The organism is Luteimonas sp. A649, from assembly GCF_054072735.1.
This window is the reverse complement of sequence record NZ_JBSVRQ010000003.1, coordinates 153,468-178,483: the sequence shown is the minus strand read 5'-3', so window position 1 is coordinate 178,483 and position 25,016 is coordinate 153,468. Positions and strand designations below refer to the sequence as shown.

The 25,016-nt window shown below is 70.6% G+C and carries 24 protein-coding genes; 5 read left to right on the top strand and 19 right to left on the bottom strand.

Annotated features, from left to right (window positions below; all coding sequences use genetic code 11):
• Nucleotides 1–68 precede the first annotated feature (68 nt).
• The 3 genes from ACW5E8_RS12785 to rpoE all read right to left on the bottom strand — a co-directional run bounded on the left by ACW5E8_RS12785 (nucleotide 69) and on the right by rpoE (nucleotide 3,379).
• The gene (locus ACW5E8_RS12785) at nucleotides 69–1,583 is read right to left on the bottom strand and encodes a Do family serine endopeptidase (protein ID WP_456965899.1); all 1,515 of its coding nucleotides are present in this window, start codon (nucleotides 1,581–1,583) and stop codon (nucleotides 69–71) included.
• 85 nt (nucleotides 1,584–1,668) lie between these two features.
• A complete protein-coding gene (locus tag ACW5E8_RS12780) occupies nucleotides 1,669–2,757 on the bottom strand; it encodes a sigma-E factor negative regulatory protein (protein WP_456965898.1) in 1,089 nt (362 codons plus the stop codon).
• A 7-nt stretch (nucleotides 2,758–2,764) separates the two neighbouring features.
• The gene (rpoE, locus tag ACW5E8_RS12775) at nucleotides 2,765–3,379 is read right to left on the bottom strand and encodes an RNA polymerase sigma factor RpoE (protein WP_456965897.1); all 615 of its coding nucleotides are present in this window, start codon (nucleotides 3,377–3,379) and stop codon (nucleotides 2,765–2,767) included.
• Between the two features lie 195 nt (nucleotides 3,380–3,574).
• Between rpoE and ACW5E8_RS12770 the strand changes: the two genes are divergently transcribed.
• Entirely contained in the window at nucleotides 3,575–5,629 is a 2,055-nt protein-coding gene (locus ACW5E8_RS12770; RefSeq protein ID WP_456965896.1) for a 3-hydroxyacyl-CoA dehydrogenase NAD-binding domain-containing protein, read from the top strand.
• Nucleotides 5,630–5,644: 15 nt separating this feature from the next.
• On the opposite strand, the gene ACW5E8_RS12765 is transcribed toward ACW5E8_RS12770, so the two are convergent.
• The 15 genes from ACW5E8_RS12765 to ACW5E8_RS12695 all read right to left on the bottom strand — a co-directional run bounded on the left by ACW5E8_RS12765 (nucleotide 5,645) and on the right by ACW5E8_RS12695 (nucleotide 20,092).
• Nucleotides 5,645–7,351: a hypothetical protein gene (locus ACW5E8_RS12765; RefSeq protein ID WP_456965895.1), complete on the bottom strand. Its 1,707-nt coding sequence runs from the start codon at nucleotides 7,349–7,351 to the stop codon at nucleotides 5,645–5,647.
• 127 nt (nucleotides 7,352–7,478) lie between these two features.
• Nucleotides 7,479–7,838 carry a PilZ domain-containing protein gene (locus ACW5E8_RS12760; RefSeq protein WP_132985137.1) on the bottom strand — a complete coding sequence of 120 codons (360 nt, stop codon included), beginning with the start codon at nucleotides 7,836–7,838 and terminating at the stop codon, nucleotides 7,479–7,481.
• Entirely contained in the window at nucleotides 7,835–8,878 is a 1,044-nt protein-coding gene (locus ACW5E8_RS12755) for a DNA polymerase III subunit delta' (RefSeq protein ID WP_456965894.1), read from the bottom strand. The genes ACW5E8_RS12760 and ACW5E8_RS12755 overlap by 4 nt, the downstream gene beginning before the upstream one ends.
• Nucleotides 8,875–9,516 carry a dTMP kinase gene (gene tmk / locus ACW5E8_RS12750; RefSeq protein WP_456965893.1) on the bottom strand — a complete coding sequence of 214 codons (642 nt, stop codon included), beginning with the start codon at nucleotides 9,514–9,516 and terminating at the stop codon, nucleotides 8,875–8,877. The genes ACW5E8_RS12755 and tmk overlap by 4 nt, the downstream gene beginning before the upstream one ends.
• Nucleotides 9,513–10,559, bottom strand: coding sequence for an endolytic transglycosylase MltG (gene mltG, locus ACW5E8_RS12745; RefSeq protein WP_456965892.1), 1,047 nt, complete (start codon nucleotides 10,557–10,559; stop codon nucleotides 9,513–9,515). Before mltG ends, tmk begins: the two co-directional genes overlap by 4 nt.
• Nucleotides 10,560–10,631: 72 nt before the next feature.
• A complete protein-coding gene (locus ACW5E8_RS12740; RefSeq protein ID WP_456965891.1) occupies nucleotides 10,632–12,002 on the bottom strand; it encodes an aminodeoxychorismate synthase component I in 1,371 nt (456 codons plus the stop codon).
• A 33-nt stretch (nucleotides 12,003–12,035) separates the two neighbouring features.
• Nucleotides 12,036–13,274, bottom strand: a complete 1,239-nt coding sequence (gene fabF / locus ACW5E8_RS12735; protein WP_456965890.1) for a beta-ketoacyl-ACP synthase II — start codon at nucleotides 13,272–13,274, stop codon at nucleotides 12,036–12,038.
• A gap of 112 nt (nucleotides 13,275–13,386) precedes the next feature.
• Entirely contained in the window at nucleotides 13,387–13,626 is a 240-nt protein-coding gene (gene acpP / locus ACW5E8_RS12730; protein WP_132985143.1) for an acyl carrier protein, read from the bottom strand.
• Between the two features lie 113 nt (nucleotides 13,627–13,739).
• Nucleotides 13,740–14,483 (bottom strand): 3-oxoacyl-ACP reductase FabG, encoded by a 744-nt coding sequence (gene fabG / locus ACW5E8_RS12725; RefSeq protein ID WP_456965889.1) that lies wholly within the window; start codon nucleotides 14,481–14,483, stop codon nucleotides 13,740–13,742.
• A 166-nt stretch (nucleotides 14,484–14,649) separates the two neighbouring features.
• Nucleotides 14,650–15,594, bottom strand: coding sequence for an ACP S-malonyltransferase (gene fabD / locus ACW5E8_RS12720; protein WP_456965888.1), 945 nt, complete (start codon nucleotides 15,592–15,594; stop codon nucleotides 14,650–14,652).
• A gap of 103 nt (nucleotides 15,595–15,697) precedes the next feature.
• Complete coding sequence (locus tag ACW5E8_RS12715; RefSeq protein ID WP_456965887.1) at nucleotides 15,698–17,044, bottom strand: hypothetical protein; 1,347 nt, start codon at nucleotides 17,042–17,044, stop codon at nucleotides 15,698–15,700.
• Nucleotides 17,041–17,997 carry a hypothetical protein gene (locus ACW5E8_RS12710; RefSeq protein ID WP_456965886.1) on the bottom strand — a complete coding sequence of 319 codons (957 nt, stop codon included), beginning with the start codon at nucleotides 17,995–17,997 and terminating at the stop codon, nucleotides 17,041–17,043. Before ACW5E8_RS12710 ends, ACW5E8_RS12715 begins: the two co-directional genes overlap by 4 nt.
• A gap of 239 nt (nucleotides 17,998–18,236) precedes the next feature.
• The gene (locus ACW5E8_RS12705) at nucleotides 18,237–19,229 is read right to left on the bottom strand and encodes a beta-ketoacyl-ACP synthase III (RefSeq protein ID WP_456965885.1); all 993 of its coding nucleotides are present in this window, start codon (nucleotides 19,227–19,229) and stop codon (nucleotides 18,237–18,239) included.
• Nucleotides 19,230–19,342: 113 nt separating this feature from the next.
• Complete coding sequence (gene rpmF, locus ACW5E8_RS12700) at nucleotides 19,343–19,537, bottom strand: 50S ribosomal protein L32 (protein ID WP_456965884.1); 195 nt, start codon at nucleotides 19,535–19,537, stop codon at nucleotides 19,343–19,345.
• Nucleotides 19,538–19,567: 30 nt separating this feature from the next.
• Nucleotides 19,568–20,092 (bottom strand): YceD family protein, encoded by a 525-nt coding sequence (locus tag ACW5E8_RS12695; protein WP_456965883.1) that lies wholly within the window; start codon nucleotides 20,090–20,092, stop codon nucleotides 19,568–19,570.
• Between the two features lie 135 nt (nucleotides 20,093–20,227).
• On the opposite strand from ACW5E8_RS12695, the gene ACW5E8_RS12690 reads away from it, so the two are divergent.
• A complete protein-coding gene (locus ACW5E8_RS12690) occupies nucleotides 20,228–20,587 on the top strand; it encodes a hypothetical protein (RefSeq protein WP_456965882.1) in 360 nt (119 codons plus the stop codon).
• Nucleotides 20,584–21,165 carry a Maf family protein gene (locus ACW5E8_RS12685; RefSeq protein ID WP_456965881.1) on the top strand — a complete coding sequence of 194 codons (582 nt, stop codon included), beginning with the start codon at nucleotides 20,584–20,586 and terminating at the stop codon, nucleotides 21,163–21,165. The genes ACW5E8_RS12690 and ACW5E8_RS12685 overlap by 4 nt, the downstream gene beginning before the upstream one ends.
• Nucleotides 21,166–21,168: 3 nt before the next feature.
• Here ACW5E8_RS12685 and ACW5E8_RS12680 read toward each other — a convergent pair whose 3' ends face one another.
• Nucleotides 21,169–23,025 (bottom strand): glycosyltransferase family 39 protein, encoded by a 1,857-nt coding sequence (locus ACW5E8_RS12680; protein ID WP_456965880.1) that lies wholly within the window; start codon nucleotides 23,023–23,025, stop codon nucleotides 21,169–21,171.
• A gap of 47 nt (nucleotides 23,026–23,072) precedes the next feature.
• Here ACW5E8_RS12680 and ACW5E8_RS12675 point away from each other — a divergent pair, with 47 nt between their 5' ends.
• Together ACW5E8_RS12675 and ACW5E8_RS12670 are read left to right on the top strand one after the other, a co-directional pair.
• The gene (locus tag ACW5E8_RS12675) at nucleotides 23,073–24,026 is read left to right on the top strand and encodes an AAA family ATPase (protein WP_456965879.1); all 954 of its coding nucleotides are present in this window, start codon (nucleotides 23,073–23,075) and stop codon (nucleotides 24,024–24,026) included.
• A gap of 2 nt (nucleotides 24,027–24,028) precedes the next feature.
• Nucleotides 24,029–25,003, top strand: a complete 975-nt coding sequence (locus ACW5E8_RS12670; protein ID WP_456965878.1) for a DUF58 domain-containing protein — start codon at nucleotides 24,029–24,031, stop codon at nucleotides 25,001–25,003.
• The last annotated feature ends 13 nt before the right edge of the window (nucleotides 25,004–25,016 follow it).

Below are 25,016 nucleotides of genomic sequence, written 5' to 3'. Positions count from 1 at the left end.
TCTCCCGCCAGGCTGCCCCCATCCGCCCCTTTGGGGCAGATGGGGGCGAAGCTTGCGTGATCGTTCCCTTACTTGCTGGCCTCTTCCCGCGGCGTGACGGCGAGGAACTGGGTTCCGCCGCTGCGGTTCCGGACCAGCAGCATCACCGTCTCCCCGGCCTTCACCTTGCCGAGCTCACGGTCTAGCGCTGCAGGCGTGGCCACGTTCACGCGGCCAACCTGCAGGATGACGTCGCCGGGCTGGATGCCCGCGCTGCGCGCGGCGAGGCCTTCGACGCGGGCAATGGCCACGCCCTCGTCCGGCTTCAGGTCGAGCCGGCGGCGCTGCTCTTCACCGATCTCGCTGCCCACGATGCCCAGCGGATTGCTCTGCTGCGCCGCCGGTGCGCGCGTCGACGACCGCGGGCCGGTGGCGACCACGCCCTCGTCGAGTTCGCCCAGGGTGAGCGCGAAGTCGCGGGTGCGGCCCTCACGCCAGACCTTCATGGTCACGCGGCTGCCCGGCGCGCGCGCACCGATCATCGGCGGCAGGTCGCTGGACTGGTTGATGCGGGTGCCGTCGACCTCGCGGATCACGTCGCCGCGCTCGATGCCGGCCTTGTCCGCCGCGCCACCCTGGATGACGTCCGACACCAGCGCGCCGCGCGTGTCCGGCAGGCCCAGGCCCTTGGCGTCGTCGGCCCGGATCTCCTGCACCTGCACGCCCACCTGGCCGCGGCGCACCTGGCCGGTGTCCTTGAGCTGCCCGGCGACGTTCATCGCCACGTCGATCGGTATCGCGAAGCTGACGCCCATGTAGCCGCCGGAGTTGGAGAAGATCTGCGAGTTGATGCCGATCACCTCGCCACGCGTGTTGAGCAGCGGGCCGCCAGAGTTGCCGCGGTTGATTGCGACGTCGGTCTGGATGAAGGGCACGTAGCGCTGGTTGGCGTAGCGGTTGGCGCGGCCCACGGCGCTGACGATGCCCGCGGTGACCGACTGGTCAAAGCCGAAGGGCGAGCCGATCGCGACCGCCCATTGCCCGGGCTTGACGTCATTGGCGTCGCCCGCGCGCAGGAACGGCAAGTCCTTGGCGTCGATCTTGAGCACCGCGACGTCGGATTGCTCGTCGCTGCCCACGACCTCGGCGGCGAAGCTGCGGCGGTCGGGCAAGGTCACCTTGACGTCGCTGGCGTTGGCGACGACGTGGTGGTTGGTGATCACGTAGCCGTCCGCGGACATCAGGAAGCCGCTGCCCATCGACATGCCTCCGCGTCCACCCGGATCCTGAGGAACGCCGGGGAACGGCGTGCCCGGGCCGAAGAAACGGCGGAAGAACTCGGGCATCTCGTCGGGCATCTGCTGCGCCTGGCGGTTGCCGCGGGCGCCGATGGTGACCTCGATATTGACCACCGCCGGCGCGACGCGATCGACCAGGCGGGTGAAGTCGGGAAGACCGGTGACCAACTGCGGGGCGGGCGGGGCCGCGGCGGCGGCCGCGGCCTGGTCCTGCTGCGACTGCGCGGTGGCGGCAGGGATCACGACGGCGGCCGTCCCTGCAGCGGTGAGTGCGACCAGGGCAAGGGCGAAGGCAGGCGATTTCATCGGGGAATGGGCCTCGACAGGGAAATGGAACGTGGGGTGGACCCGTCGCCCCCGGCGCGACAGCCGCGCCGGGGGCGAACGGAAATCATCTGGCGGGGTCGGATCCGGCCTCGGGGGCGGATTCCTGGCCGGAGTCGGCCTGCGGCTCCGGCCTCGACTGCGCGGGATCATGCGCACGGCGTACGGCATGGCGATCCAGCCGCGGCTGGAAGGGTGCGAATGCGTCGGCCTGCGGCATGCCATAGCGGACGGCCAGTGGCTGGGTGCCCCCCAGGCCCGGTAGCACCGCGCGCGGCCAAGGCCGCGTGGTCGCGGCCGGCAGCGCGCCAAACAGGGCATTCCCATCGATGGCGGCCGACGGCAGGCTGGCCAGCAGCGGGAAACCGGTGTCGGCTACGGCAGGCACGGACGCCTCCGGCACGAGGCCGGCCGACCGCGGCGCCGCGGTGGCGGCCACGGCGCGCTGCGGGACCTCTGCGACGGACTGCGAACGCCTGAGGGCCGCACGCTGGGACTGGCTGCGGGTGCTGTTGCGCTCCCCGGTGCGGCGCGGGACTTCCGCCACCGCGACCGCCACCGGGACGGCAGCAGCCAGCAGGGCCGCGGCGTTGTCGGGTGCAGGTGCAGGCACAGGCGTGGGTGTGCCCGGCCCGGGCGGCAGCGCAGCGCGTCCGGCGTCAGCCAACGCGACCGGCGCCGCGTCCTGCACCAGCGCCGGCGCGGAACGCGCAGGGCTGATGGCCTCCACCATCTCCGGCGCCTGCGCATCGGGAAGCTGCCGCGCCATGAACAGCGCCACCAGCGCCATCGACGCGGCCAGCGCGCCGCCGCCCCAGCGCAGCAGGCGATGCTGGCGCCGTGGACCCGCGCCGGCGGCGGTGCGGGTCGCCTCGCCCGTCGCTGGCGCGGCGATCGACGCCGCCACCCGCTGCGAGAAATCCGATGGCAACAGCGCATGGCCGTGCCCGCGCAGCAGGTCGCCGCAGACCTGCCAGCGCTCCCAGCACGCGGCCAGTTCGCCGTCGTGCTGGAGCCGGCGCAGCATGAAGCGCGCCTGGTCGGGGGACAACTCGCCGTCGAGCATCGCCGACAGCTGCCGGCGGTTGTGCGCGTACAGCTTGTCCGGCGGCGCCAGTTGGAAATCGATATCGATGTTGTCGTTTTCGTGGGTCATATCGTGCTCATCGCGCCGCGCGTTCGGGCGCGGATCCGGTGTCCATCAGCGGCTTGAGCTCCAGGTCGATCGCTTCGCGGGCGCGGAAGATGCGCGAGCGGACGGTACCGATCGGGCAATCCATGCGCGCGGCGATCGCCTCGTAGCTCAGGCCCTCGACCTCGCGCAGGGTGATGGCCGTGCGCAGCTCTTCGGGCAAGGCTTGGACCGCGCGCAGCACCGTTTGTTCCATCTGCTGCCGCATCAGTTCGCGTTCGGGCGTGTCGTTGTCGCGCAGGCCGAAGCCGGAATCGAAATGTTCGGCATCCTCCACGTCGACATCGTCGGTGGGCGGACGGCGGTTGCTGGCGACCAGGTGGTTCTTGGCGGTATTGACGGCGATGCGGTGCAGCCAGGTGTAGAACTGGGCGTCGCCGCGGAAGTTGCCGATCGCCCGATAGGCGCGGATGAAGGTTTCCTGGGCGACGTCCTGGCATTCGCTCCAGTCCCGCACATAGCGCCCGACGAGCGCGGCGACCCGGTGCTGGTATTTGCGCACCAGGAGGTCGAACGCCGCCATGTCGCCGCGCTGGACGCGGCGGACAAGGTCCTGGTCAAGTTGCGTATCGTCGATATCGGCCATGGGCCGGCGCTCTCCTCGGGACCGGCCCTGGGACCGGGATGTGACCTTCACGCTGCGGAAAAGTTCCGCACTGCAGGATCATCTGGGGTCGCGTTCATCGTCCCGCAAGCCAGGATCGGCCAGCCCGGCATTTGACGCGGGTTAAACGGACTCTGGATCATAGGCAGTTCCCCGTACCCTGACGGATGGTTCCGCATGATTGCTGGCCTCGATGGTCTGCGCTTCAGCCACTGGCAAGCCGAGCAGCGCCCCGACGGCGTCGTCCTGCTGACATTCGACCGCGCCGGCGAGTCGGTCAACACCTTTGCCCAGGACGTCCTGGTCGAACTCGACGCGCTGCTCGAACGCCTCGCCCTGGACCCGCCGAAGGGGCTGGTGCTGCGCTCGGGCAAGCCCCGCGGCTTCATTGCCGGTGCCGACATCCGCGAGTTCGCCGAGTTCGACGCCAAGGGCACCATCGGCGATTCGATCCGGCGCGGCCAGCAGGCGTTCCAGCGCCTGGCCGAACTGCCCTGCCCCACGGTGGCCGCGATCCACGGCTTCTGCATGGGCGGCGGCACCGAGATCTCGCTGGCCTGCCGCTATCGCGTGGCCAGCAACGACCCCTCCACGCGCATCGGCCTGCCCGAAGTGAAACTGGGCATCTATCCCGGCTGGGGCGGCAGCGTGCGTCTGCCGCGCCTGGTCGGCACGCCGGCGGCAATGGACATGATGCTCACCGGGCGCACGCTGTCGGCGTCGGCCGCCAAGGGCATCGGCCTGGTGGACCAAGTGGTCGAGCCGGCGCAGCTGGTGGAGGCCGCGGTCGAACTGGCGCTCAAGGGCACGGAGCGACCGTTCAAGCAGCGCTTCATGGGCTGGCTCACCAACACCTGGCCCGCGCGCCAGCTGCTGGCGCCGATGCTGGTCAAGCAGGTCGCGCGCAAAGCCCGCAAGGAGCACTACCCCGCGCCCTACGCGCTGATCGAGACCTGGCGCCGGACCGGCGGCGGCACCCGGCAGCGCCTGGCCGCCGAGCGCAAGTCGGTGGTCAAGCTTGCCGGCACCCCGACCGCGCGCAACCTGACGCGCGTGTTCTTCCTGCAGGAGCGGCTCAAAGGCCTTGGCGGCAAGGACAGTGGCATCGCGCGCGTGCACGTGGTCGGCGCCGGCGTGATGGGCGGCGACATCGCGGCATGGGCGGCGTACAAGGGCTTCGAGGTCACCCTGCAGGACCGCGAGCAGGTCTATATCGACAAGGCCATGGCGCGGGCGCAGGAGCTGTTCGCGAAGAAGGTGAAGGTGGACGCGAAGCGGCCCGAGGTCGCGGCGCGGCTGAAACCGGATCTCGCAGGTGACGGCGTGGCGGAGGCGGATCTCGTGATCGAGGCGATCATCGAGCAGGCGGAGGCCAAGCGTTCGCTGTACGCCGGCGTCGAGCCGAAGCTCAAGGCGACTGCCCTGCTGACCTCCAACACCTCGTCGATCCCGCTGGACGAGCTGCGCACCGGCCTTGTCCGCCCGGCGCAGTTCGCCGGCCTGCACTACTTCAACCCGGTGGCGATGATGCCGCTGGTGGAGATCGTGCGACATGACGCCATGGACGCGGAGACCGAACGCCGCCTGGCCGCGTTCTGCAAGGCGATCGACAAGCTGCCGGTGCCGGTGGCGGGCACGCCGGGGTTCTTGGTCAACCGCCTGCTGTTCCCGTACATGCTCGAGGCCGCGACCGCGTACTCCGAAGGCATCCCGGGCGCCGTGATCGACCGCGCGGCGGTGAAGTTCGGCATGCCGATGGGGCCGATCGAGCTGATCGACACCGTGGGCCTGGATGTGGCCGCCGGCGTGGGCGCCGAGCTCGCGCCGTTCCTGGGCCTGCCGATCCCGCCGTCGCTGTCCACGCCGCCCGAAGCCGGCAAGCGCGGCAAGAAGGACGGCCAGGGCCTGTACGCATGGGAGAACGGCAAGCCGAAGAAGCCCGAGGTGCCGAAGGACTACACCGTCCCGGCCGACCTCGAGGACCGCCTGATCCTGCCCTTGGTCAACGAAGCCGTCGCCGCGCTGCACGAGGGCGTGGTGGCCGACGGCGACCTGCTGGATGCGGGCGTGATCTTCGGCACCGGCTTCGCGCCGTTCCGCGGCGGCCCGATCCAGTACGTGCGCGAAACCGGCGCGGACGCGCTGCTGCTGCGGCTCAAGGGCCTGCAGGCGGTGCACGGCGACCGCTTCGCACCGCGCCCCGGCTGGGATTCACCGGCGCTGAGGAAGTAGCGCGCGCCGCCGCCGCTAGAGCCGCGAAGCCGTCAGCGTGATGTCGGCGTGCTGCCATGCTTCGGCAAAGCGGCGGTCCACATCCCTCGCCTCGTCCGACTTGCGCTGCGCCTTCAGGCTTTCCGCCAGTCCGAACAGCGACCAGCCGTTGCCGGGATTGCGGCTGAGTTCCTCGCGATAGACTTGCTCGGCGTCCACCGGACGCCCCGCGGCCAGCAGCACCGCGCCCAGCGAATGGCGCACCGGCGCGTGCCAGCCCGGCGGCTCGTCATACGGAATGCCGTCCTCGATGGCGGTCGCTTCGCCCAGCGCCGCCACGGCGGCGTCATGGTCCCCACGGGCGGCGGCGAGTTCCGCGGTCAGCGAGCGCTCGGCGATCTTCGCCGCATGGGCCAGCGGGTAGCGGTCCCAGACCATCAGCTCGTCCATCAGCGGGTCGGCGGCAAGCGGACGCAGTGCGGCGAGATACCGGTCGGCATCGTCCAGCCGCGACTGCCGCACGGCCGCGACGCCACGCGCATAGTTCCAGATCGCGGTGACGTAGGGCAGGTCCTCCGCCGGGTTGGGCGCGTTGGCGATCTCGTCCCAGCGCCCGAAGCGCACGCGCTCGAACCACGGCGTCATCCAGTAGTGCTGCAGGCCGGCGAAGCCCGGCTGGCGCATCAGGTCCTGCAGGTCGGTGCGCTCGGCGGTGTGCCGCGCGGCCTCGCCGGCAAGCGCGCTGTTGCCCTCCATGCTGGCGGCGAACCACAGGAAGTGATGGTTGTGCGGGACGTAGCCCAGCGGGTACACGCCCTGCACGTTGCCGCGGCAGATCGCGAGATAGGCATCGTCGGCCTCGATCGCGCGCTGGTTCGCGAGCACCGCGTCGTGCCAGCGTCCGACCCGCGCATAGATGTGCGCGGGCATGTGCACCAGATGGCCGGACCCCGGCACCAGGTCGCGCAGGCGATCGGCCGCGACGGCGCCCCGCTGCGGATCGGCCGAGGCCTCGACCGCATGCACGTACAGATGAAGCGCACCGGCGTGCTCTGGATTGCGCTCGATCACCGACTCCAGCACATCCACGATCTCGGCTGTATGGCCTTTCGGCCGCAGGGCCTGGTCGTAGTAGTCCCACGGCTGCAGGTCCATCAGTGCCTCGGCGTGGAACACGGCGGCGTCGAGGTCATCCGGGCGCTGCGACACGAGCAATCGGGTGGCGGCTGCGTAGGCTTCATCGAGTGGACGCCGATCCCCGGACGACGGGGCCGATGGTGCATAGCGCGCCGTCAGCGCCTGGATGAAGGCCTGCTCGCGCGCGTCGGCCCCGGGTGCCAGCTCACGCGCGCGTTGCAGGCGATGCCACGCGTCGGCGCTGTCTGCGGGGTCCATCGCGGCGTTGACGTGCGGCCCGAGCACGAGCGATGCGCCCCACCAGCACATCGCACACTCGGGATCGAGCTCGGTGGCCTTGAGGAAGGCGCGCTCCGCGGCGTCGTGGTTGAAACCGTAGGTCAGCGCGAGGCCCTGGTCGAACCAGCGCTGCACCTCCGGATGCTTGCTGGTGACCGGGAAACTGTAGTTGCCCAGGCCGTCCAGCAGCACGGCGCCGACAAGCGCCATTTCCGGAGGTGAGACCAGCGGCGGCGGCGCCGCGGACGGCTGTTGCCTGCATCCGATGCCGACAGCCGCAAGCAGGGCGGCACTGAACGAGAGGGCGGCGATGCGACGAAGGGTCATGGGAGGTCTCCGGCAGCGGATGACACTCCCTCACCAACGCACGGCCGGTGGCAGGACGGACACCAGACGCCCCTCCGAACGCGCTCGCGGTCACGATCCCGCAAGCGGGAACGCTCCGCACCAGCCCTTACATGGTGTGCGTGGCCTTGTCCGCGTTCAGCGTGCCGGCCAGCAGGGTCTCGATCTTGCCCTTCACGTTCTCGCCCTCGGCGGTGTCGGCGAACTGCACGCCGATGCCGGCGGTACGGTTGCCCTGCGCGCCCGGCGGCGTGACCCAGACCACCTTGCCGGCGGCCGGCAGGCGTTCGTTGGACTCGGGCAGTGTCAGCAGGACGAAGACCTCGTCGCCGATGAAATAGCGTCGCGTCGTCGGCACGAAGATGCCGCCGTGCTTGAGGTACGGCATGTAGGCCGCGTACAGCTGGGCCTTGTCCTTGACTGCCAACGACAGGATGCCCTGCCGCGCGCCGCCACCGGTTGCACTCATCGCATCATTCCCCTTGCCTTGTCGCCGGCCGCGTCGCGCCATGCGAGCAGCAGGTCCACCACCGCCAGGTCCGCGCGGATCGTGCTGCGTAGCAGCTCCCGGGTGCGGTTGGCGGCGTCGAACCAGGCGGCCAGCTTCCGGATTCGTGCCGGATCGGTCAAGCCGACGGCCCGGTCGCGCGACAGGTCGGCCGCATGCAGCAGCCTCTGCATCGCGAGGTCATCGGCAGTCCAGGCCTTCGCCACGTCCAGCGGCGATGCTGAATTCGACGCCACGCCGGCGAGATCGGCCGCGACTTCGCGGCGCAGCACCATGCCGCCATCGCGCAACCAGGCATCGGCGAGGCCGGGATGCCCGCGGGCGGCTGCCAAGGCTTCGGTCGCCGCCGCGGCGGGGTGGCCCTGCGCATCGAGCCAGGCAATCGCTTCGTCCGCCGGCGGCAGGCGGAACTCCAGGCGCTGGCAGCGGCTGCGGATGGTCGCGGGCAGGCGCGCAGGGTTGGCGCAGATGAGCCACAGGTAGCGGCCGGGCACCGGCTCCTCGAGCGTTTTCAGCAGGGCGTTGGCCGCGGCATCGTTCATGTCGTCGCCCGGATCGATGATCGCGACCTTGGCACTGCCGTACTGCGGCGTGGTCGACAGGCGCACGGACAGCTCGCGGACCTGGTCGACGGGGATCACCGTCATCTGCCGCGCGGGCGACGGCGTGCTGCGCCAGGCGTGGCCGACGAAGATGGCGTCGGGATGGCCCGGATGGCCCCAGGGCTGCGAGAGCGACCCGTCCGGCCGATGCTCGACCGGATCCTTCTGCGAGCGCGAGCGGTACAGCGTGCAGGGGCGGCAGTGTCCGCAGGGACGCGCCGCGGCGTCGGGCGCCTGGCACAGCACGCGCTGCGCGAGGCGTTCCGCCACCAGACGCTTGCCGAGCATCGCCGGCCCGCAGAACAGCAGCGCGTGCCCCATGCGGCCGGCGTCCAGCGCGGCGGCCGCGTGGTCGTGCATGCGTTGCTGCCAGGGTGCGAGCGCGGCGTCGAGGCTCATGCGGCTTCCGTGAAAGCGCGCAGCGCGGCGACGGCTGCGGACATGACATCGTCCAACGCACGGGATGCGTCGACCACGCGGAAGCGCGCGGACTCGGCCGCGGCGCGCGCCAGGAACGTCGCGCGCACGCGCTCGAAGAAGGCGTCGCGCTCGCTTTCGATGCGGTCGGGCCGGGGGTCGCGTCCTTGGATGCGCGCGCGGCCGGCGGCGACGTCGATGTCGAGCAGCAGGGTCAGGCCCGGGCGGATGCCGACCACGCGCTGTTCAAGCGCGGCGATGAAGTCCATGTCCAGGCCGCGGCCGCCGCCCTGGTAGGCATAGCTGGAATCGGTGAAGCGGTCGCACAGCACCCATGCGCCGCGCTCGAGCGCGGGCTGCACGGTCGCACGCACGTGCTGCGCGCGCGCGGCGAACATCAGCAGCAGCTCGGTTTCCGCAGCCACTGATTCATCGCCGGGGTGCAGCAGCAAGTCGCGGATCTTCTCCGCCAGCGGGGTTCCGCCGGGCTCGCGGGTGACAACCACCTCGCGCCCCGAAGCCTCGAGCTCCGTGCGCAACGCGGCGAGCACCGTGGTCTTGCCGGCGCCCTCGCCGCCTTCCAGCGACACCAGGCGCGGATGCATGGGCAGCGCGCTCATCGCGGCCCGTGCTGTTCGCGGTAGCGGCGCACGTACTGGCGCACGGCGGCGTTGTGCGCTTCGAGCGAGGGCGAGAAGACGTGGCGGCCACTGCCGTCGCCGACGGCGACGAAATACAGCGCGTCGGTCTCCTCCGGCCGCGTCGCCGCGCGCAGCGCATCCACGCCCACCATTGCGATCGGCGTTGGCGGCAGGCCGTCGCGGGTGTAGGTGTTGTACGGCGTGTCGGTGAGCAGGTCGCTGCGCCGGATGTTGCCGGTGAAGGCCGAGCCCATGCCGTAGATCACCGTCGGGTCGGTCTGCAGGCGCATGCCGATGCGCAGTCGGCGCGTGAACACGCCGGCAATCATTGGCCGCTCCTCGGCGATGCCGGTCTCCTTCTCTACGATGGAGGCCAGCACCAGCGCCTCTTCGGGCGTATCGATCGGCAGGTCGTCCGCGCGCGCCTCCCAGGCCGCGTCCAGCGCGCGCTCCAGGTCGGCGGCGGCTCGGCGCAGCAGGTCGACGTCGGTGTCGCCGCGGTCGTAGGCGTAGGTCTCGGGCAGGAAGCGGCCTTCCGGATGCACGCCCTCGCGCCCGAGCATCGCCATCAGGGCCGCGTCGTCGACCTGCTGCAGGGTCTGCAGCAACGGCTCGGCGCGGCCCAGCGCGGCGCGGAGCTCGCGGATGTTCCAGCCCTCGACGATGGTGAAGCGGTGGCGGACCACCTTGCCGTCGCGCATGTGCTCAAGCAGTTGCCTGGCGGTGATGCCGGGCTCCAGCGCGTACTCGCCGACCTGGATGCGGCCGCCGGTGGCCAGCTGGCGTGCCAGCAGGCGCCATTCGAGGTCGCGGCCGGCATCGATGCCCTGCGAGCGCAGGCGCGCCACCACGCGCGGCAGCGTGTCGCCGCGCTCCACCACCAGGTTGTCGCCGGCTTCGACGCCCGCAAGCGGCGCGCTGGCGAAGCGCTGGTAGCCGCTCCATGCCCACCACCCGGCCGCGCCCGCGGCCAGGGCCGACAGCACGAACAGGACCAGCACGATGCGCTTGAGCGCCTTCATGGCGCGTTCTCGACGGTGTGGTCGGGGGTCGGATGCATGCGCGGAAGGATACCGTGCCGGCCGCGGCGCCGGTCAGGCACCGATGGCCTGCAACATGCCGCGGGCCTTGATCCGGGTCTCGTCGAGCTCGTGCTGCGGATCGGAGTCGGCCACGATGCCGGCGCCGGTGTTGAAGCGCAGCGCGTGGCCAAGGACTTCGGCGCTGCGGATCAGGATGTTGAGGTCGAGGTCGCCGCTGCGGTCCAGCCAGCCCATGGCGCCGGTGTAGGCCCCGCGGCCGACGCCTTCCAGCTCGGCGATGATCTGCATGCAGCGCACCTTGGGCGCGCCGGTGATGGTGCCGCCGGGAAACACCGCGCGCAGCACCTCGCCCGGAGTGGCGTCCGCGCGCAGGCGGCCACGCACGTTGCTGACGATGTGGTGCACGTGGGCGTAGCTCTCCACGACCATCAGTTCGTCGACTTCGACACTGCCCGCGGTGCAGACGCGGCCGAGGTCGTTGCGCTCCAGGTCGACCAGCATCACGTGCTCGGCGCGCTCCTTGGCGTGGCCGATGAGCTCGCGGATGCGGCCCGCCTCGTCGTCGCCCTGCAGGCGTGGACGGGTACCGGCAATGGGTCGGGTTTCGACGATGTCGCCGCGCACCGAGACCAGGCGTTCGGGCGATGCGCTGACCACGGCGCCGGCCGGGCCCAGGTCGAACAGGCCGGCGAAAGGCGCGGGGTTGGCACGGCGCAGGCGCTCGTACAGCGCGGCGGGTGCAAGGGGCGCGTCGAAGCGCGCTTCCCAGGCGCGGGAGAGATTGACCTGGAAGACGTCTCCGGCACGGATGTACTCCAGCGCGCAGGCGACAGCGGCGACATAGTCCGCGCCCGGCGCTTCCCGGCACGCGAGCAGCGTGGGCCAGGACTGGAGGTTCGCCTCGGCACTTCCGTCCATGGCGTCCGGTGCACGGGCGGCGTCGGCCAGCACGGCATCGAGCAGGGCTTCCGCGCCCTCCTCGGCCACCACGACGGCTTCGCCACTCACCCTGTCGCGCAACACCGCAGCGGGACAGCGGCAGGCTACGGCCACGGGGAGGCCGCCCGGGGCTGGCGGCAAGTCGAGCACCGGCTCGACTTCGGCAGCCAGTTCATACGCGAGCAGCAGCGCCCAGCCGCCCTGGAAGGGCCACGGAGCCGCTTGCGCGGGTTGCTGCAGGTCCTGCCAGTCCGAGTCCAGCGCGCGCAGGAAATCATTGCCGGCAGGCGTGCCGTCGGCGCGTCGCGTGACGCCATCGCGCCCCAGCGACAGGCGGTCGCCATCGGCCACCAGCAGCATGTCCCAGCGACCCTGGGCGGTGCCGGAAGCGACCGATTCAAGCAGCAGCGGATAGCGGCCGGGCGCGTGCCGCTGCAGCGCGAGCAGGTCGAGGCCGGGCGCCAGCGCGCGGACGTGGGTCATGTGCAGTTCTGCCGCCCGCGGGCGGCACCGTGGTCAGATACGGCGGAACACCAGGCTGCCGTTGGTCCCGCCGAAGCCGAACGAGTTCGACATCGCGACATCGACCTGCTTTTCGCGCGCGGTGTGCGGCACGTAATCCAGGTCGCAGCCCTCGGAGGGATTGTCGAGGTTGATGGTCGGCGGAATGACGCCGGTGTGCAGCGCCATCGTCGAGAACACCGCTTCGACGCCGCCTGCGGCGCCCAGCAGGTGCCCGGTCATCGACTTGGTCGAGCTGACCATGACCTTGCGCGCGTGGTCGCCCAACACGCTCTTGATGCCCATGGTCTCGGCCAGGTCGCCCTGTGGGGTCGAGGTGCCGTGGGCGTTGATGTAGCCAACCTCGGAGGGGTCGATGCCGGCGTCGCGGATCGCGGCCACCATGCAGCGCGCGCCGCCCTCGCCATTTTCGCTGGGCGCGGTCATGTGGTACGCGTCGCCGCTCATGCCGAAGCCGGCAAGCTCCGCGTAGATCCGCGCGCCCCGCGCCTTCGCGCGCTCGTATTCCTCGATCACCAGCACGCCGGCGCCATCGCCCATGACGAAGCCGTCGCGGCCCTCGTCCCATGGACGCGAAGCGCGCTCGGGATCGTCATTGCGGGTCGACAGCGCCTTCATGGCGCAGAAGCCGCCCAGCGACGTCGGCGTGGTCGCGAACTCGGCGCCGCCGGCGATCATCGCGTCGGCATCGCCGTACTGGATCATGCGCATCGCCAGGCCGATGTTGTGCGTGGCCGTGGTGCAGGCGGTGACCGCGGCGATGTTCGGGCCCTTGGCGCCGGTCATCATCGACACCTGGCCGGCGATCATGTTGATGATCGTGCTGGGCACGTAGAACGGCGAGATCCGGCGCGGGCCGGCCTCGTGGTACTTGATCGCGGTTTCCTCGATGCCCTTCAGTCCGCCGATGCCAGCACCGATGGCGACGCCGATGCGCTCCGGATCGTCGGCCGCGACGTCAAGGCCGGCGTCGGCCAGCGCCATCATCGCCGCCGCCACGCCGTAATGGACGAAGGGATCCATCTTCTTGACGTCCTTGGCCGCGATCCACTTCGTGGGATCGAAGCCCTTGACCTCGCCCGCGATGCGCGTGGCGAAGGCCGAGGCGTCGAAATTGGTGATCGGGCCGATGCCCGAACGGCCGTCCACGATGCCCTGCCATGACGAGGCCAGGTCATTGCCGAGCGGCGACAGGATGCCGAGGCCGGAGATGACGACGCGACGCTTGGACATGTGGACTCCTGGACGGTTGTGCACGCCACGCGCGGCGCGCCGGAAACGCCCGAGGCCGCGTCAGCGGCCCCGGGTTTTGTGCTCGGTGCGGCGCCATGCGCCGCCTGGCGACTCAGGCCTTGACGTGGGCCTTGACGTAGTCGATCGCCTGCTGCACCGAAGTGATCTTCTCGGCTTCTTCGTCCGGGATCTCGCACTCGAACTCTTCTTCGAGGGCCATCACCAGTTCGACGGTGTCGAGGGAATCCGCACCCAGGTCGTCGACGAACGAGGCGCTGGCGCTGACCTCGTCTTCCTTGACGCCCAGTTGTTCGACGACGATCTTCTTGACGCGCTCTTCGATGCTGCTCATTGGTATTTGGCTCCGGTGGAGGCTGTTGCGGTGGGTAGTGTAAGGGATTCGCGTGGGGGTGGTACGGGCCGATTCCGTCCCTTTTCATTCAAGGACTTGGCGGCCGTCTCGCTTTACGGCATGTACATCCCGCCGTTGACGTGCAGGGTTTCGCCGGTGATGTAGCCGGCATCCGGACCCGCCAGGAACGCGACCGCCCGGGCGATGTCGGCAGGCTCGCCAAGGCGGCCCAGCGCGACCTGGCCAACCAGCGCGGACTTGATGTCGTCGGACAGGTCGCGGGTCATGTCGGTGGCAATGAAGCCGGGGGCGACCACGTTGACGGTCACGCCGCGGCTGCCGATTTCCTTCGCCAGCGACTTGCTGAACGCGATGACGCCGGCCTTGGCCGCCGCGTAGTTGGCCTGGCCGGCATTGCCGGTCACGCCGATCACCGAGGCGATGTTGATGATGCGGCCCCGGCGGGCCTTCATCATGCCGCGCATCACCGCCTTGCTGCTGCGGTAGACGCTGGTGAGGTTGGTATCGAGGATGGCCTGCCAGTCCTCGTCCTTCATGCGCATCAGCAGGTTGTCGCGGGTGATGCCGGCGTTGTTGACCAGGATCGAGATCGCGCCGACGTCCTTGCCGATGGCGTCGATCAGGTCTTCGATCGCACCGGCCGCGGCGACATCGAGCACGCGGCCATGGCCACCCTGCCCCGCCAGCCGCTCACCGATCGCCCTGGCACCGGCGTCGCTTGTCGCGGTACCGACCACCGTCGCGCCACGCGCGGCCAGCTCGTCGGCAATCGCCGCGCCAATGCCACGGCTTGCGCCCGTAACCAGCGCGATCTCGCCTTTCAGTTCCTGGGTCATATGGTTCTACCTGTGTCAGTCAAAGCTTTTTTGCCACGGATTTACGCGGATCTGGCCGAGGCAAGATTGTCACCGCAAATCCTTCCGTAAAAGAAGCAGATGCGGAGCGCGGTATTCGGACTGGCCTCGCTTCGATCCGCGTAATCCGCGTAAATCCGTGGCCAAATCAGCTTTTCCACTCCGCCAGCGCCGCGTCGAAGTCAGCGACGGTGCCCAGCGCGCGGGCTTCGAGGGATTTTTCGATGCGGCGGGCGAGGCCGGTGAGGACCTTGCCGGGGCCGCATTCGGCGATGCGGGTGGCGCCGCGGCCGGCCAGGGCCTGGACGCAGTCGGTCCACTGCACCGGCAGGTACAGCTGGCGCACCAGCGCGTCGCGGATGGCGTTGACGCCGTCATGCACCTCGGCGTCGACGTTCTGCACGACCGGCAGCGACGGTTCGCTCCAGGCCAAGCCGGACATCGCTTCGGAGAGGCGGTTGGCGGCTTCGCGCATCAGCGGCGTGTGCGAGGGCACGCTGACGGCGAGCTTGACCACCTTGCGCACGCCCTTGGCGGCCAGCAGCTCGAGTGCACGGTCGACGGCGGCGGCGTGGCCACCGATCACCACCTGGCCGGGGGAGTTGAAGTTGGCCGGCACCACCACCTCCTCACCCGAGGCTTCAACGCAGGTCTCGCGCACCAGCGCATCCTCGGCGCCGATGACCGCGGCCATGGCGCCGGTGCCGGCGGGCGCGGCGTCCTGCATCAGCTGGCCGCGCAGGCGCACCAGTCGCGCAGCGTCAGCCAGCGGCAGCGCGCCGGCGGCGACCAGCGCGGAGTATTCGCCCAGGCTGTGGCCGGCCAGCACCGACGGCATCGCCCCGCCAGCAGCCTGCCAGGCGCGCCATGTCGCCACGCCCGCGGCCAGGAGGGCCGGCTGAGTGAATTCCGTGCGATCCAGGCGACGGTCGACGGCGTCCTGCGACAGCCCCCAGAGGTCGACGCCGGCGCCGTCGGAGGCTTCGGCGAAAGTGTCACGCACCACCACATGCACCTCGGCCAGGTCGGCGAGCATGCCTTGCGACTGCGAGCCCTGGCCGGGAAACACGAAAGCGAGGTGGGAAGTGGTCAAGCCGGTGATCCAAATGGAAAAAGCCGGGCGATGATAATGGTGAACGGCCCGCTGCGTCTGTACCCGCCCGTATTGAGCCGTGCCCGTGCGCCGGGCACGCGGCCTACATCTGCAGCGCGGGCTCCCGCGGTGCGAGTGCCTGGGCTTCGCGTTGCTGCCCCGCCTGCAGGCGGTCCTGTGCCAGCTCCCGGTCACCGGCCTGCGCGAGCCACCGGCCTTCGTCGGATCGCGCGAACTCGCCGGCGATCCGGTCCACCTGCTCCGTATCACCCGCCATCACCGCCGCCAGGTAGCCATCGACCATCGGGTCGCCGAACACGGCCGGGTGGACCCCAGCCAGCTCGACCTCGCGCGCGGGCTCGCCGGCGGTGGATGTGAGCACGTACTGCCAACGGTCCTGTTCCGGATTGGCAGTGACCTCGCGTATGAAGCGGTCGTAGTCCTCCGGGTGGATGGTCTGGCACCCCGCCGAGTCTGTGTTGCGGCGCGAACCACTGTGGATCTTGAAGGTGTTGTTGAGCGCCTGGACGCCGTTGACGTCCGCCGCGTCGAACCAGCCATCCGCATTGGTATCGCGCTCGACGAGGGTGGCACTCGCGGGGTCGTCGATCTGGGCCAGCGTGGGCCGCAGCGAGAAGTCCGTGGCGCGCCCCCTCGCGGGATGGGTGGTCCGCAGCATCTCGATGCTGCCTTCGGCCAGCCGCCCGAGGTCGCGGTAGGAATCCGCGTTGACGTCCTCGCCCTCGATCTTCCGCCGCGACACGTCTTCGTACCCCGGGCTGGGGTCGAGGTCCCGGCGCTCCCGCCCACCGTCGCCGAAGGCCCGCGTCCCGTCGCTGCCGGCATGATGGTCGTACTGTGCGGTGGGCTCGGTGCTCGCACGATCGGCGATGAACCAGTTGCGCTCGCCGTCGGGCCCCTTCCGCAGGACCACGATATGGTCGTCGTACACGCCGGTGCCGCGGCGCGCATGCGCATCCGCCGAGGCCAGCGTGTGGGTCTCCGCGCGCAGTCCCAGCAGCACGGCATCGCCGTCATCGAGCGCGGCGCGCGCCGCAGTGCTGCCGCGCGCGGCGACCATGCTGGCGTAGACGTCGTAGGTCTGGGCATCGGTCAGGCCGACCAGCTCGTTGGGCTGCGCCGCGTCGCGCGCGTCGTAGTCGGGCTTCCTGGGCGCCGCCGTCGCCTGTTGCAACCGGTCCAGCACCGCGGAGGATGCCGACATGGTCTCCGCCATCTCCAGGCCACCAAGCCGGGTGAGCTCCTCCCTTGCGCCGGCGGCCACGTACCGGTCCAGCGCCTCCTGGACGACCGGGTGCTCACCGGCCCGATCCCGCTCGAGGCGTTCGAGCGCTTCCACCGCGCGACCGGTCTGCAGCAGTTCGATCACGGCATCGGCCGAGGCGCGGATGTCGATGGTGGTGGCTTCCACCGGGTGCGGGTTGCTCATCGGGTCGTCCCTGATCCGTCGAGGTGGAGATAGCGGTCGACGGTGACGTCATGCCCGGCCGCGCAGTTGTGGCCGTCGTGCCGCACGGTGCGGCAGGGCCATAGCGTCGCGGACACCTCATCCTGCAGTTCGAAACGCTCTCCATTCCAGACGAGGAAGCCGAAATGCGCCGCGCGCGCACGCCAGTCGGAATCCTCATAGGCGCGCGGGTCCGAGGCCGGCATCGCGGGGGGTTCGTAGTCGCCGTAGTCGACAGGCCTGAACACCCAGCGCAGCACGGGCACGTAGGCGAGCCGGCTCACGTCCAGCTTCACGTCCGTGCTGCGCGCGGCGCCCTCCGCGGCCAGGTAGCGTCCGTACCTGCGCTGCTCGTCCGGCGTCATCCCCGGTGCAGGTGGGGCGAGCTCGGCGGTCACCTCTTCGGGTGGTCCGCCCCGGTGGACGCGATACAGCACGACGTCGCGGAAATAGGCGTCATCGGAGCGGCAGATCCTCCGCGCAGGGTCATCGGGATCGCGACGGCCCGCGTCGCAGTCGGGCCCGTAGACCATGTAGACGGTGGTGTCCGGATCGGCGCCTTCGAACGAGCGGATCCAGAACGGGCTGAGGTGCTCGATCATCGCGACAATGTCGGGACGCCGGCCGTTACCCGGCACGGCCTTGTAGATCTGCGGGGCGCGGGCGGCGGCACGCTCGGCGGCCCCGACGAAACGGTGGCTGTCCGGAAGGCGTTCGATGAATTCCGCGACGTGCGCGGGGAGCGGCCCATAGCAGGCCGTGTCGGCGAGCGGAGGATCGGTGACGAACGCGCTGCGGCAATCCGCACCCATCGCGCGCTCGAGCTCGAACCATTCCGGCGCTTCGGCGCGCAAGGCCGGCGTACACGCCGGCATCGCGGCCAGCACCAGGGCCAGGACCAGTGCCGGGAACGCGGCAAGTGGACTGCGGGGCATGTACGACCTCCTGTCGAAACACCGACTCCAGGGCGGAGCACGCCACCGCCAACGCCAGTCTACAAGCGCGTCCACCCGTGCGTCTGGCTGCAATCCGTGCTGTCGGGCACAACTTGGCTGATCGATGGCGTCCCGGAATGGCTCCGCGGGCACCACCCGGGTGTGGTCCCGCGGATCAGCTGGCAGCCAACGAAAAGGCCGCGGAATTCGCGGCCTTGGTCCATCCGGGTACGGTCGCCTCAGTAGCGCAGCAGCGCCGAGCCCCAGGTAAACCCGCCGCCGAAGGCTTCCAGCAGCAGCAGCTGGCCGCGCTGGACCTTGCCCGCGCGCACCGCTTCGTCCAGCGCCAGCGGCACCGAGCCCGACGAGGTGTTGCCATGCCTGTCGACGGTGACGATGACGCGCTCCATCGGCATCTCCAGGCGCTTGGCCGTGGCTTCGATGATGCGCAGGTTGGCCTGGTGCGGGATCAGCCAGTCGATGTCGTGGCGGTCGATGCCGTTGGCTTCGAGCGTCTCCTCGACGATGGCGTCAAGCGCGCGCACCGCGTGCTTGAACACGTCGCTGCCGGCCATCTGGATGCGGACGCCGGCGTTCTTCTCGTTTTCCTTGAACCCGACCGACACGCCCACCGGGTTCCAAAGCAGTTCCTTCTTGGCGCCGTCGGCGTGCAGGTGGGTGCTGAGGATGCCGGTCTCGGTGTCGGCCTTGAGCACGACCGCGCCGGCGCCGTCGCCGAACAGCACGGCCGTGGTGCGCTCGCTCCAATCGACCATGCGCGTCAGCGTTTCCGAGCCGATCACCAGCGCGGTCTTCACCGAGCCCGAGGCGATGAATTTCTCGGCCACGCCCAGCGCGAAGATGAACCCCGAGCATGCGGCGTTGACGTCGAAGGCCGGGCAGCCAGCCACGCCCAGGCGCGCCTGCACCAGGCAGGCGGTGGACGGGAAAATGAGGTCCGGGGTGGTCGTGCCGACGATGATCAGGTCGATCTCGGAGGCATCGGTGCCCGCGGCTTCCAGCGCGCGCAGGGCGGCATGCACGGCAAGGTCGCCGGTGGTCTCGCCCTCGGCGGCAACGTGGCGCTGGCGGATGCCAGTGCGCGCGGCGATCCATTCGTCCGACGTATCGACGAACTTCGCCAGGTCGTCGTTGGTCAGGACCTTGGACGGCAGGTAGCTGCCTGTCCCTGCAATGCGCGCATAGATGCGCTGTGCGGCGGACTCACTCATGACTTGGGACGGACCTCGCGTGTTGCTGGGCGCCGATCATGGCACCTGCGGGCGCGCGGCGCACGGGGCGCCACGGCCAGGGCATCGTCCGTCACGAGGACGGACGCGCGGGGTCAATCTTCCTCGACCACCTTGCTCTTGGGCACGATGACCTGGCGGCCACGGTAGAAGCCGTCGGCGGTCATGTGGTGGCGGATGTGGGTCTCGCCCGAGGTCGGGTCGGTCGACAGCTGCTTCGCCGAGAGCGCGTCATGCGCACGACGCATGCCACGGCGGGAGGGGGAAACGCGGGACTTCTGTACAGCCATGGGATTGCTCCAGCAACGGAATGGGGTAGCTCAAACGTTCTTCTTCAGCGCCGCCAACGCCGCGAACGGGTTGGCCTGCGCTTCTTCGTCGGCGGCGACCGGCCAGTCGCGTTCGACGCTTTCCGACCCTGGCGACACCGGCACCACCGGCACGGCCAGGATCAGCTCATCTTCGACCAGGTCGACGGGGCGGACGGTTCCGTCGTCGGCCACGGCCAGGGCTTCATAGCCCGGCGGCAGCGCGGCTTCGGCAACCTCGTCCCCGTCGTCCTCGGCCCGCAGCAGCCCCAGCCGCTGCACCAGCGACACCGGGAACACGAAGCGCTGCAGCGTGCGCTGGCAAAGCAGCGGCAGCTGCGCTTCGATTGCCAGTTCGACGTAAGGCACCTGCAGCGCGTCGCGATCGAAGGACAGCGTGAACGCCACCTCGCCCGCGTCGTCGACCAGTGCCTCGCGCAGGCGTGGCAAAGCGGACAGCGGCAGGCGTCCAGCGAACTCTCGCCGGGCCGCAACCATGCGCCAAGCGTCCAGTACCTCGGGCACGTCTGCGGACATAAGCCGCGGAATGTTAGGCCTCGGATCGCCCGCTGTCAAACCGCCCCACGCCGTAAAACCCTCGCCGTGGCGGGCAATTTGCCTCGGCGGCCGGCCCCCCGGCAGACTGCGGGTCCACGAAGCGAGGCCTCCAGGTTGACCCCGACACTGCTCCTGATCGCTGCCGCCGGACTGGTCGCCGGCTTCATCCTGCACCGGCGCCGCGGCCTGCACCGCCATCAACGGGCGATGGCCGGCGTCCTGGACGCCGCCGACGCCCTCGAATCCAGGCTGCGGACCGCGCGCAGCGAGATCGAGGCCGTGGCCGGCGAAGGCCAGGACCCCGTGCGCGAGGCCCTGCAGGAAATGCTGCGCCAGCGGCTGTGGCTGCAGCAGCACGGCGCTACCGCCTCGCCCGACCAGCTCGACGCGGTGCGGGCATCGATCGACGGCGCGCGCGCCCGCATCGACCAGCAGCTCCAGCGCATCGAACGCGCCCGGGCGCCGCTGGCGTGAGCGCCACGCCCGGCCTGGTGCTGGCCTCGACCTCGCCCTACCGCCGTGAACTCCTCGCCCGGCTGCGGCTGCCGTTCGATACCGTGCGCCCAGAGGTGGACGAAGCCGCCTTCGCCGGCGAAACCCCGACCGCCCTCGCCCTGCGCCTGGCCGTGGCCAAGGCCGAAGCCGTGGCCGCGCTGCGCCCCGGGGCGCGCGTGATCGGCTCCGACCAGGTCGCGGACTTCGATGGCGTGGCCGTCGGCAAGGCTGGCGGACGGGCGGCCGCGATCGCGCAGCTCGAGACCATGTCCGGATGCACCGTGGCCTTCCGCACCGCGGTGGCCGTGGCATCGGACGGATCCGTTACCAGCGCACTGGACACGACCGTGGTGCGCTTCCGCCGCCTCGGCCGCGCCGAGATCGAGCGTTACGTCGACCTCGAGCAGCCCTTCGACTGCGCCGGCAGCTTCAAGTCCGAGGGCCTGGGCATCACCCTGTTCGAATCGATCGAAAGCCGCGACCCCACCGCGCTCGTCGGCCTGCCGCTGCTGGAAACCATCCGCCTGCTGCGCGCGTCCGGACTGGTCCTGCCCTGAGGCTCAGGGTCGGGCAGCGGTGACGACGATGCGCTGCTCGGACCAGTCTTCAACGCTGCCGTCTCGGCCATGCAGGCGCAGGCCGAGCCAGTGCGCGCCGGCGCTGCCCGGCGGCAGCGCGACGGTCGCGGAGAAACCGACGCGCGGATGGCTGGCATCGGTGGAGATGTCCCAGTAGTCGGCCACTCCGGGGCTGTGGATGCCGTAGTCGGCTTCCGCCACGACGCGACCATCCAGCGTCACTTCCACGCGCTCGATGCCGACGCCGTCCTTGAACGCCCAGCCTTCGACCGCGAAGGTCCGGTCGAGCCGCGCACCGGCCGCGGGGGTGTCGAGCCAGGCCATCGCCGGGAGCGTGCACGCATCACCGTCGGTACGGGCCTCGCTCGCATCCATCGCGAACAGCAGGAACCGCGTGCGCCCATGGTCGACGTTCAATACGCGGGGCGGTGGCAGCGGCCCGAAGCGCCTGCACAGGGCGTGGTAACGCAACAACAGGTGCTTGTATTCGACTTCGCTGGCGGCGACGACCAGCAGCACAGGCCCACCCGGGTCGGTGGCGCCCGTCGCCTCCAGGCCCCAGAGGCGCAGCTGTGGCGCGCGGCCATGCTGGCGGTTCACCGGATGCTCGAGCACTTCGATCGCGGGGTCGCCCAGCGCGAAACCGAGTTCGGCACCGACCTTGAAGTTGTCGGCCACCAGCCGCGTGCCTTCGGGCATGCCCTCGCGCACCTCGCGCACGCCATCGGCCAGCACGTCCCAGCCTGCGAAGTTCGACGGGTACCACTTCAGCGATGCGGTCCGTGCGCGCAGCTCGGGCACCGAGACCAGCGCGTAGTAACCGAGGACGGCTGCCAGCCCGGCGCCGGCGGTGGCCCAGGCCAGCACGCGCAGCCAGCGCGGCCAGCGCTGCAGCAAGGCGGGCAGCAACGGCAACAGCGCCACCAGGCCCGGCAGCGGCCAATGGAAGCTCACCCGCTCCGTGTCGGCGAAGAAGCCGAGCACGAAGAAACCGAGCACCACCAAGCCACCTGACAGCGCGATGAAGCGCACCGGCTCGGACTTCGCGAAGGCGCCGCGCCAGCCGGCCCACAGCAGGCCCGCGAACAGCAGCGGCGTGGCCAGCAGCGTCTGGATGGCGATGAACCAGGCGCCATCGGCCTGCCATGCCCAGGGGTGGCGATCAACCAGCTGGAAGCGCAGGCCGGCCTCCGCGTTCTCGAAGTTCCAGGCCAGCAGCGGGGTCCATGCCGCGGCACCGAAGGCGATGGCGATCCACAGCCGTGGATCGCGCAGGGCCTGCCGCCCCTGCGGCAGTATCAACAGCGCAAGCGCGCCCACGCCGATCACCGCCGCGAAGCGATAGTGGCTGAGCGCGCCGATGGCCAGGCCCATGGCAAGCTGCAGCGCGGCGCCATAGCCGACCTTGCGCAGCAAACGCGTGCCGGCATCCAGGCACAACAGAGTGGCCACGACCATGGGCGCGTCCGGGAGCGCCATCAGCCCGAGCGTGCCCGACAACGGCAGCAGCAGCGCGGCGATGCCCGCCAGCCAGCCCATCCGCTCGCCGTACTCGCGCGCGGTGATGCGCACCACGAGCCACGGCACGAGCGACGCCAGCAGCAGGAACGGCATGCGCAGCGCCAACGCGTCGTCGCCGAAGACCGAGGTGCCGATGCGGATCAGCCACGCCGTCAGCCCCGGCAGGTCGGAGTAGGCCCAGGCCAGGTGCCTGCTCTCCTGCCAGTAAAAGGCTTCGTCCACGAACAGTGGCAGGCGCGCCGCCACCACTGCCTTGAGCAGCAGCAGCGCGCACCACAGGGCGACGAAGGTCGCACGCGCGTCGATCTTTTCCCGCATCCGGCAACGACCTCGTTACACTTCGATGGACCCTCACGGAGCACGGCATGACAGCCCAGTCCGCAAACCCGGACATGCTACCCGACCCCCTGCGCAATGCCCTGCATGATGCGCAGGACCAGGTGAACTCACTGGTACTGGGCAAGGCGCAGGCGGTCCGGTTCGCCTTCACGGCGCTGCTCTCGGACGGCCACCTGTTGATCGAGGACCTGCCCGGACTGGGCAAGACCACGCTGGCGCATGCGCTGGCCGCGACGCTGGGCCTTGGCTTCCAGCGCGTGCAGTTCACATCCGACCTGCTGCCCTCCGACATCGTCGGCGTCTCGGTGTACGACGCGCAGGCCGCGCGCTTCACCTTCCATCCCGGCCCGGTGTTCGCGCACGTGCTGCTGGCCGACGAGATCAACCGCGCGCCGCCGCGCACGCAGAGCGCGCTGCTCGAAGCCATGGCCGAACACCAGGTCACCGTCGACGGCACCACGCACGCGCTGCCCGATCCGTTCTTCGTCATCGCCACCCAGAACCCGGTCGATCTTGCCGGCACCTATCCATTGCCCGACTCACAGCTCGACCGGTTCCTGCTCCGGCTGCAGCTGGGCTATCCGGACGCGGATGCCGAGCGCGCCCTGCTGGCCGGCATCGACCGCCGCGACCTGATCGCGCGCGCGATGCCGGTGCTTGGCGCCGACGAGGTGCTGCGCCTGCGCGAGGCGGTGATGGCAGTGCATGCCAGCGACGCGCTCGTGCGCTACGTGCAGGCGCTGCTCGAGCGCAGCCGCCACCACGCCGGGATCCGCGTCGGCCTGTCGCCGCGCGCCGGCATCGCCCTGCTGCGTGCGGCGCGTGCGCACGCGTTGCTGCTCGGGCGCGGCCACGTGCTGCCCGATGACGTGCAGACGCTGTTCGCCGCGGTCGCCGCGCATCGCCTCGTGGCCGATGCCGACGCCGGCGACGAAGCCGGACTGGCGCAGGCGATCCTGCACGCCGTCGCGGTCGACTGAACATGGTGCTCGGGTGGCTGGCCGGCCTGCGCGCGCGCCTGGGGTCGTTCGCTCGCCCGCGGCGCCCGGAGTCGCTGCCGGTCACCTTCGACCGCCGCCGCATCTACGTCCTGCCGACCGCCTTCGGCGCGTTCTTCGTCGCCCTGCTGGCGGTGATGCTGCTGGGCGCGCTGAACTACAACAACAACCCCGCCCTGCTGCTGGCCCTGCTGCTGGCCGGTGCCGGCAATACCAGTCTGTTTGCCGCGCACCTGCAGCTGTCCGCGCTGCGCGTGGTTGCCGTCGACGCCGAGCCGGTACCGGCGGGTGCGCCGTTGACGCTGCGCGTGCACCTGCGTGCGGATCCGGCGCGCGCGCGGCGCGGCCTGCGCGTGGCGGTGGGCGGCGTGGAGACCTTCGCCTCGCTGGTCGACGGCGCCGGCGAGGCGCGCCTGGCGCTGCCCACCCGGCAGCGCGGCTGGCTGCGGCCGGGACGCATCACGATCTCGACGACGCGACCGCTCGGCATCGCCCGCGCCTGGGCCTATGCCTGGCCCGTGGAGCCACTGCTGGTGTATCCGCGACCCGAGGCGGAGGCGCCGCCGCTGCCGCACGGTGCCGGGGATGCGCCCCAGGCGCGGCTGCATCCGGCGGGGGATGATGTGCACCACCTGCGCGCCTACCGCCGCGGCGACTCGCGGCGTGCGATCGCCTGGAAGCCGTCCGCGCGGCGCGGGGCATTGCTGGTGCGCGAGTACGAGCAGCCCCAGGGCGCCGACGTCGTGCTGGACTGGTCGCAGTTAACGCTTGCATACGAAGAACGCATCCGCCGCCTGGCGCGCTGGGTCGACGACGCCGAGCGCGAAGGTCGCCGTTATCGGCTGAAGCTGCCGCGGCAGGCCATCGGCCCCGGTCGCGGTGCCGCGCATCGCCACGCCTGCCTGCGCGCGCTGGCGCTGTTGCCCGCAGCGACTGACTCGGAGCCCGGCCGTGGCTGAGGCACGCCGCAGC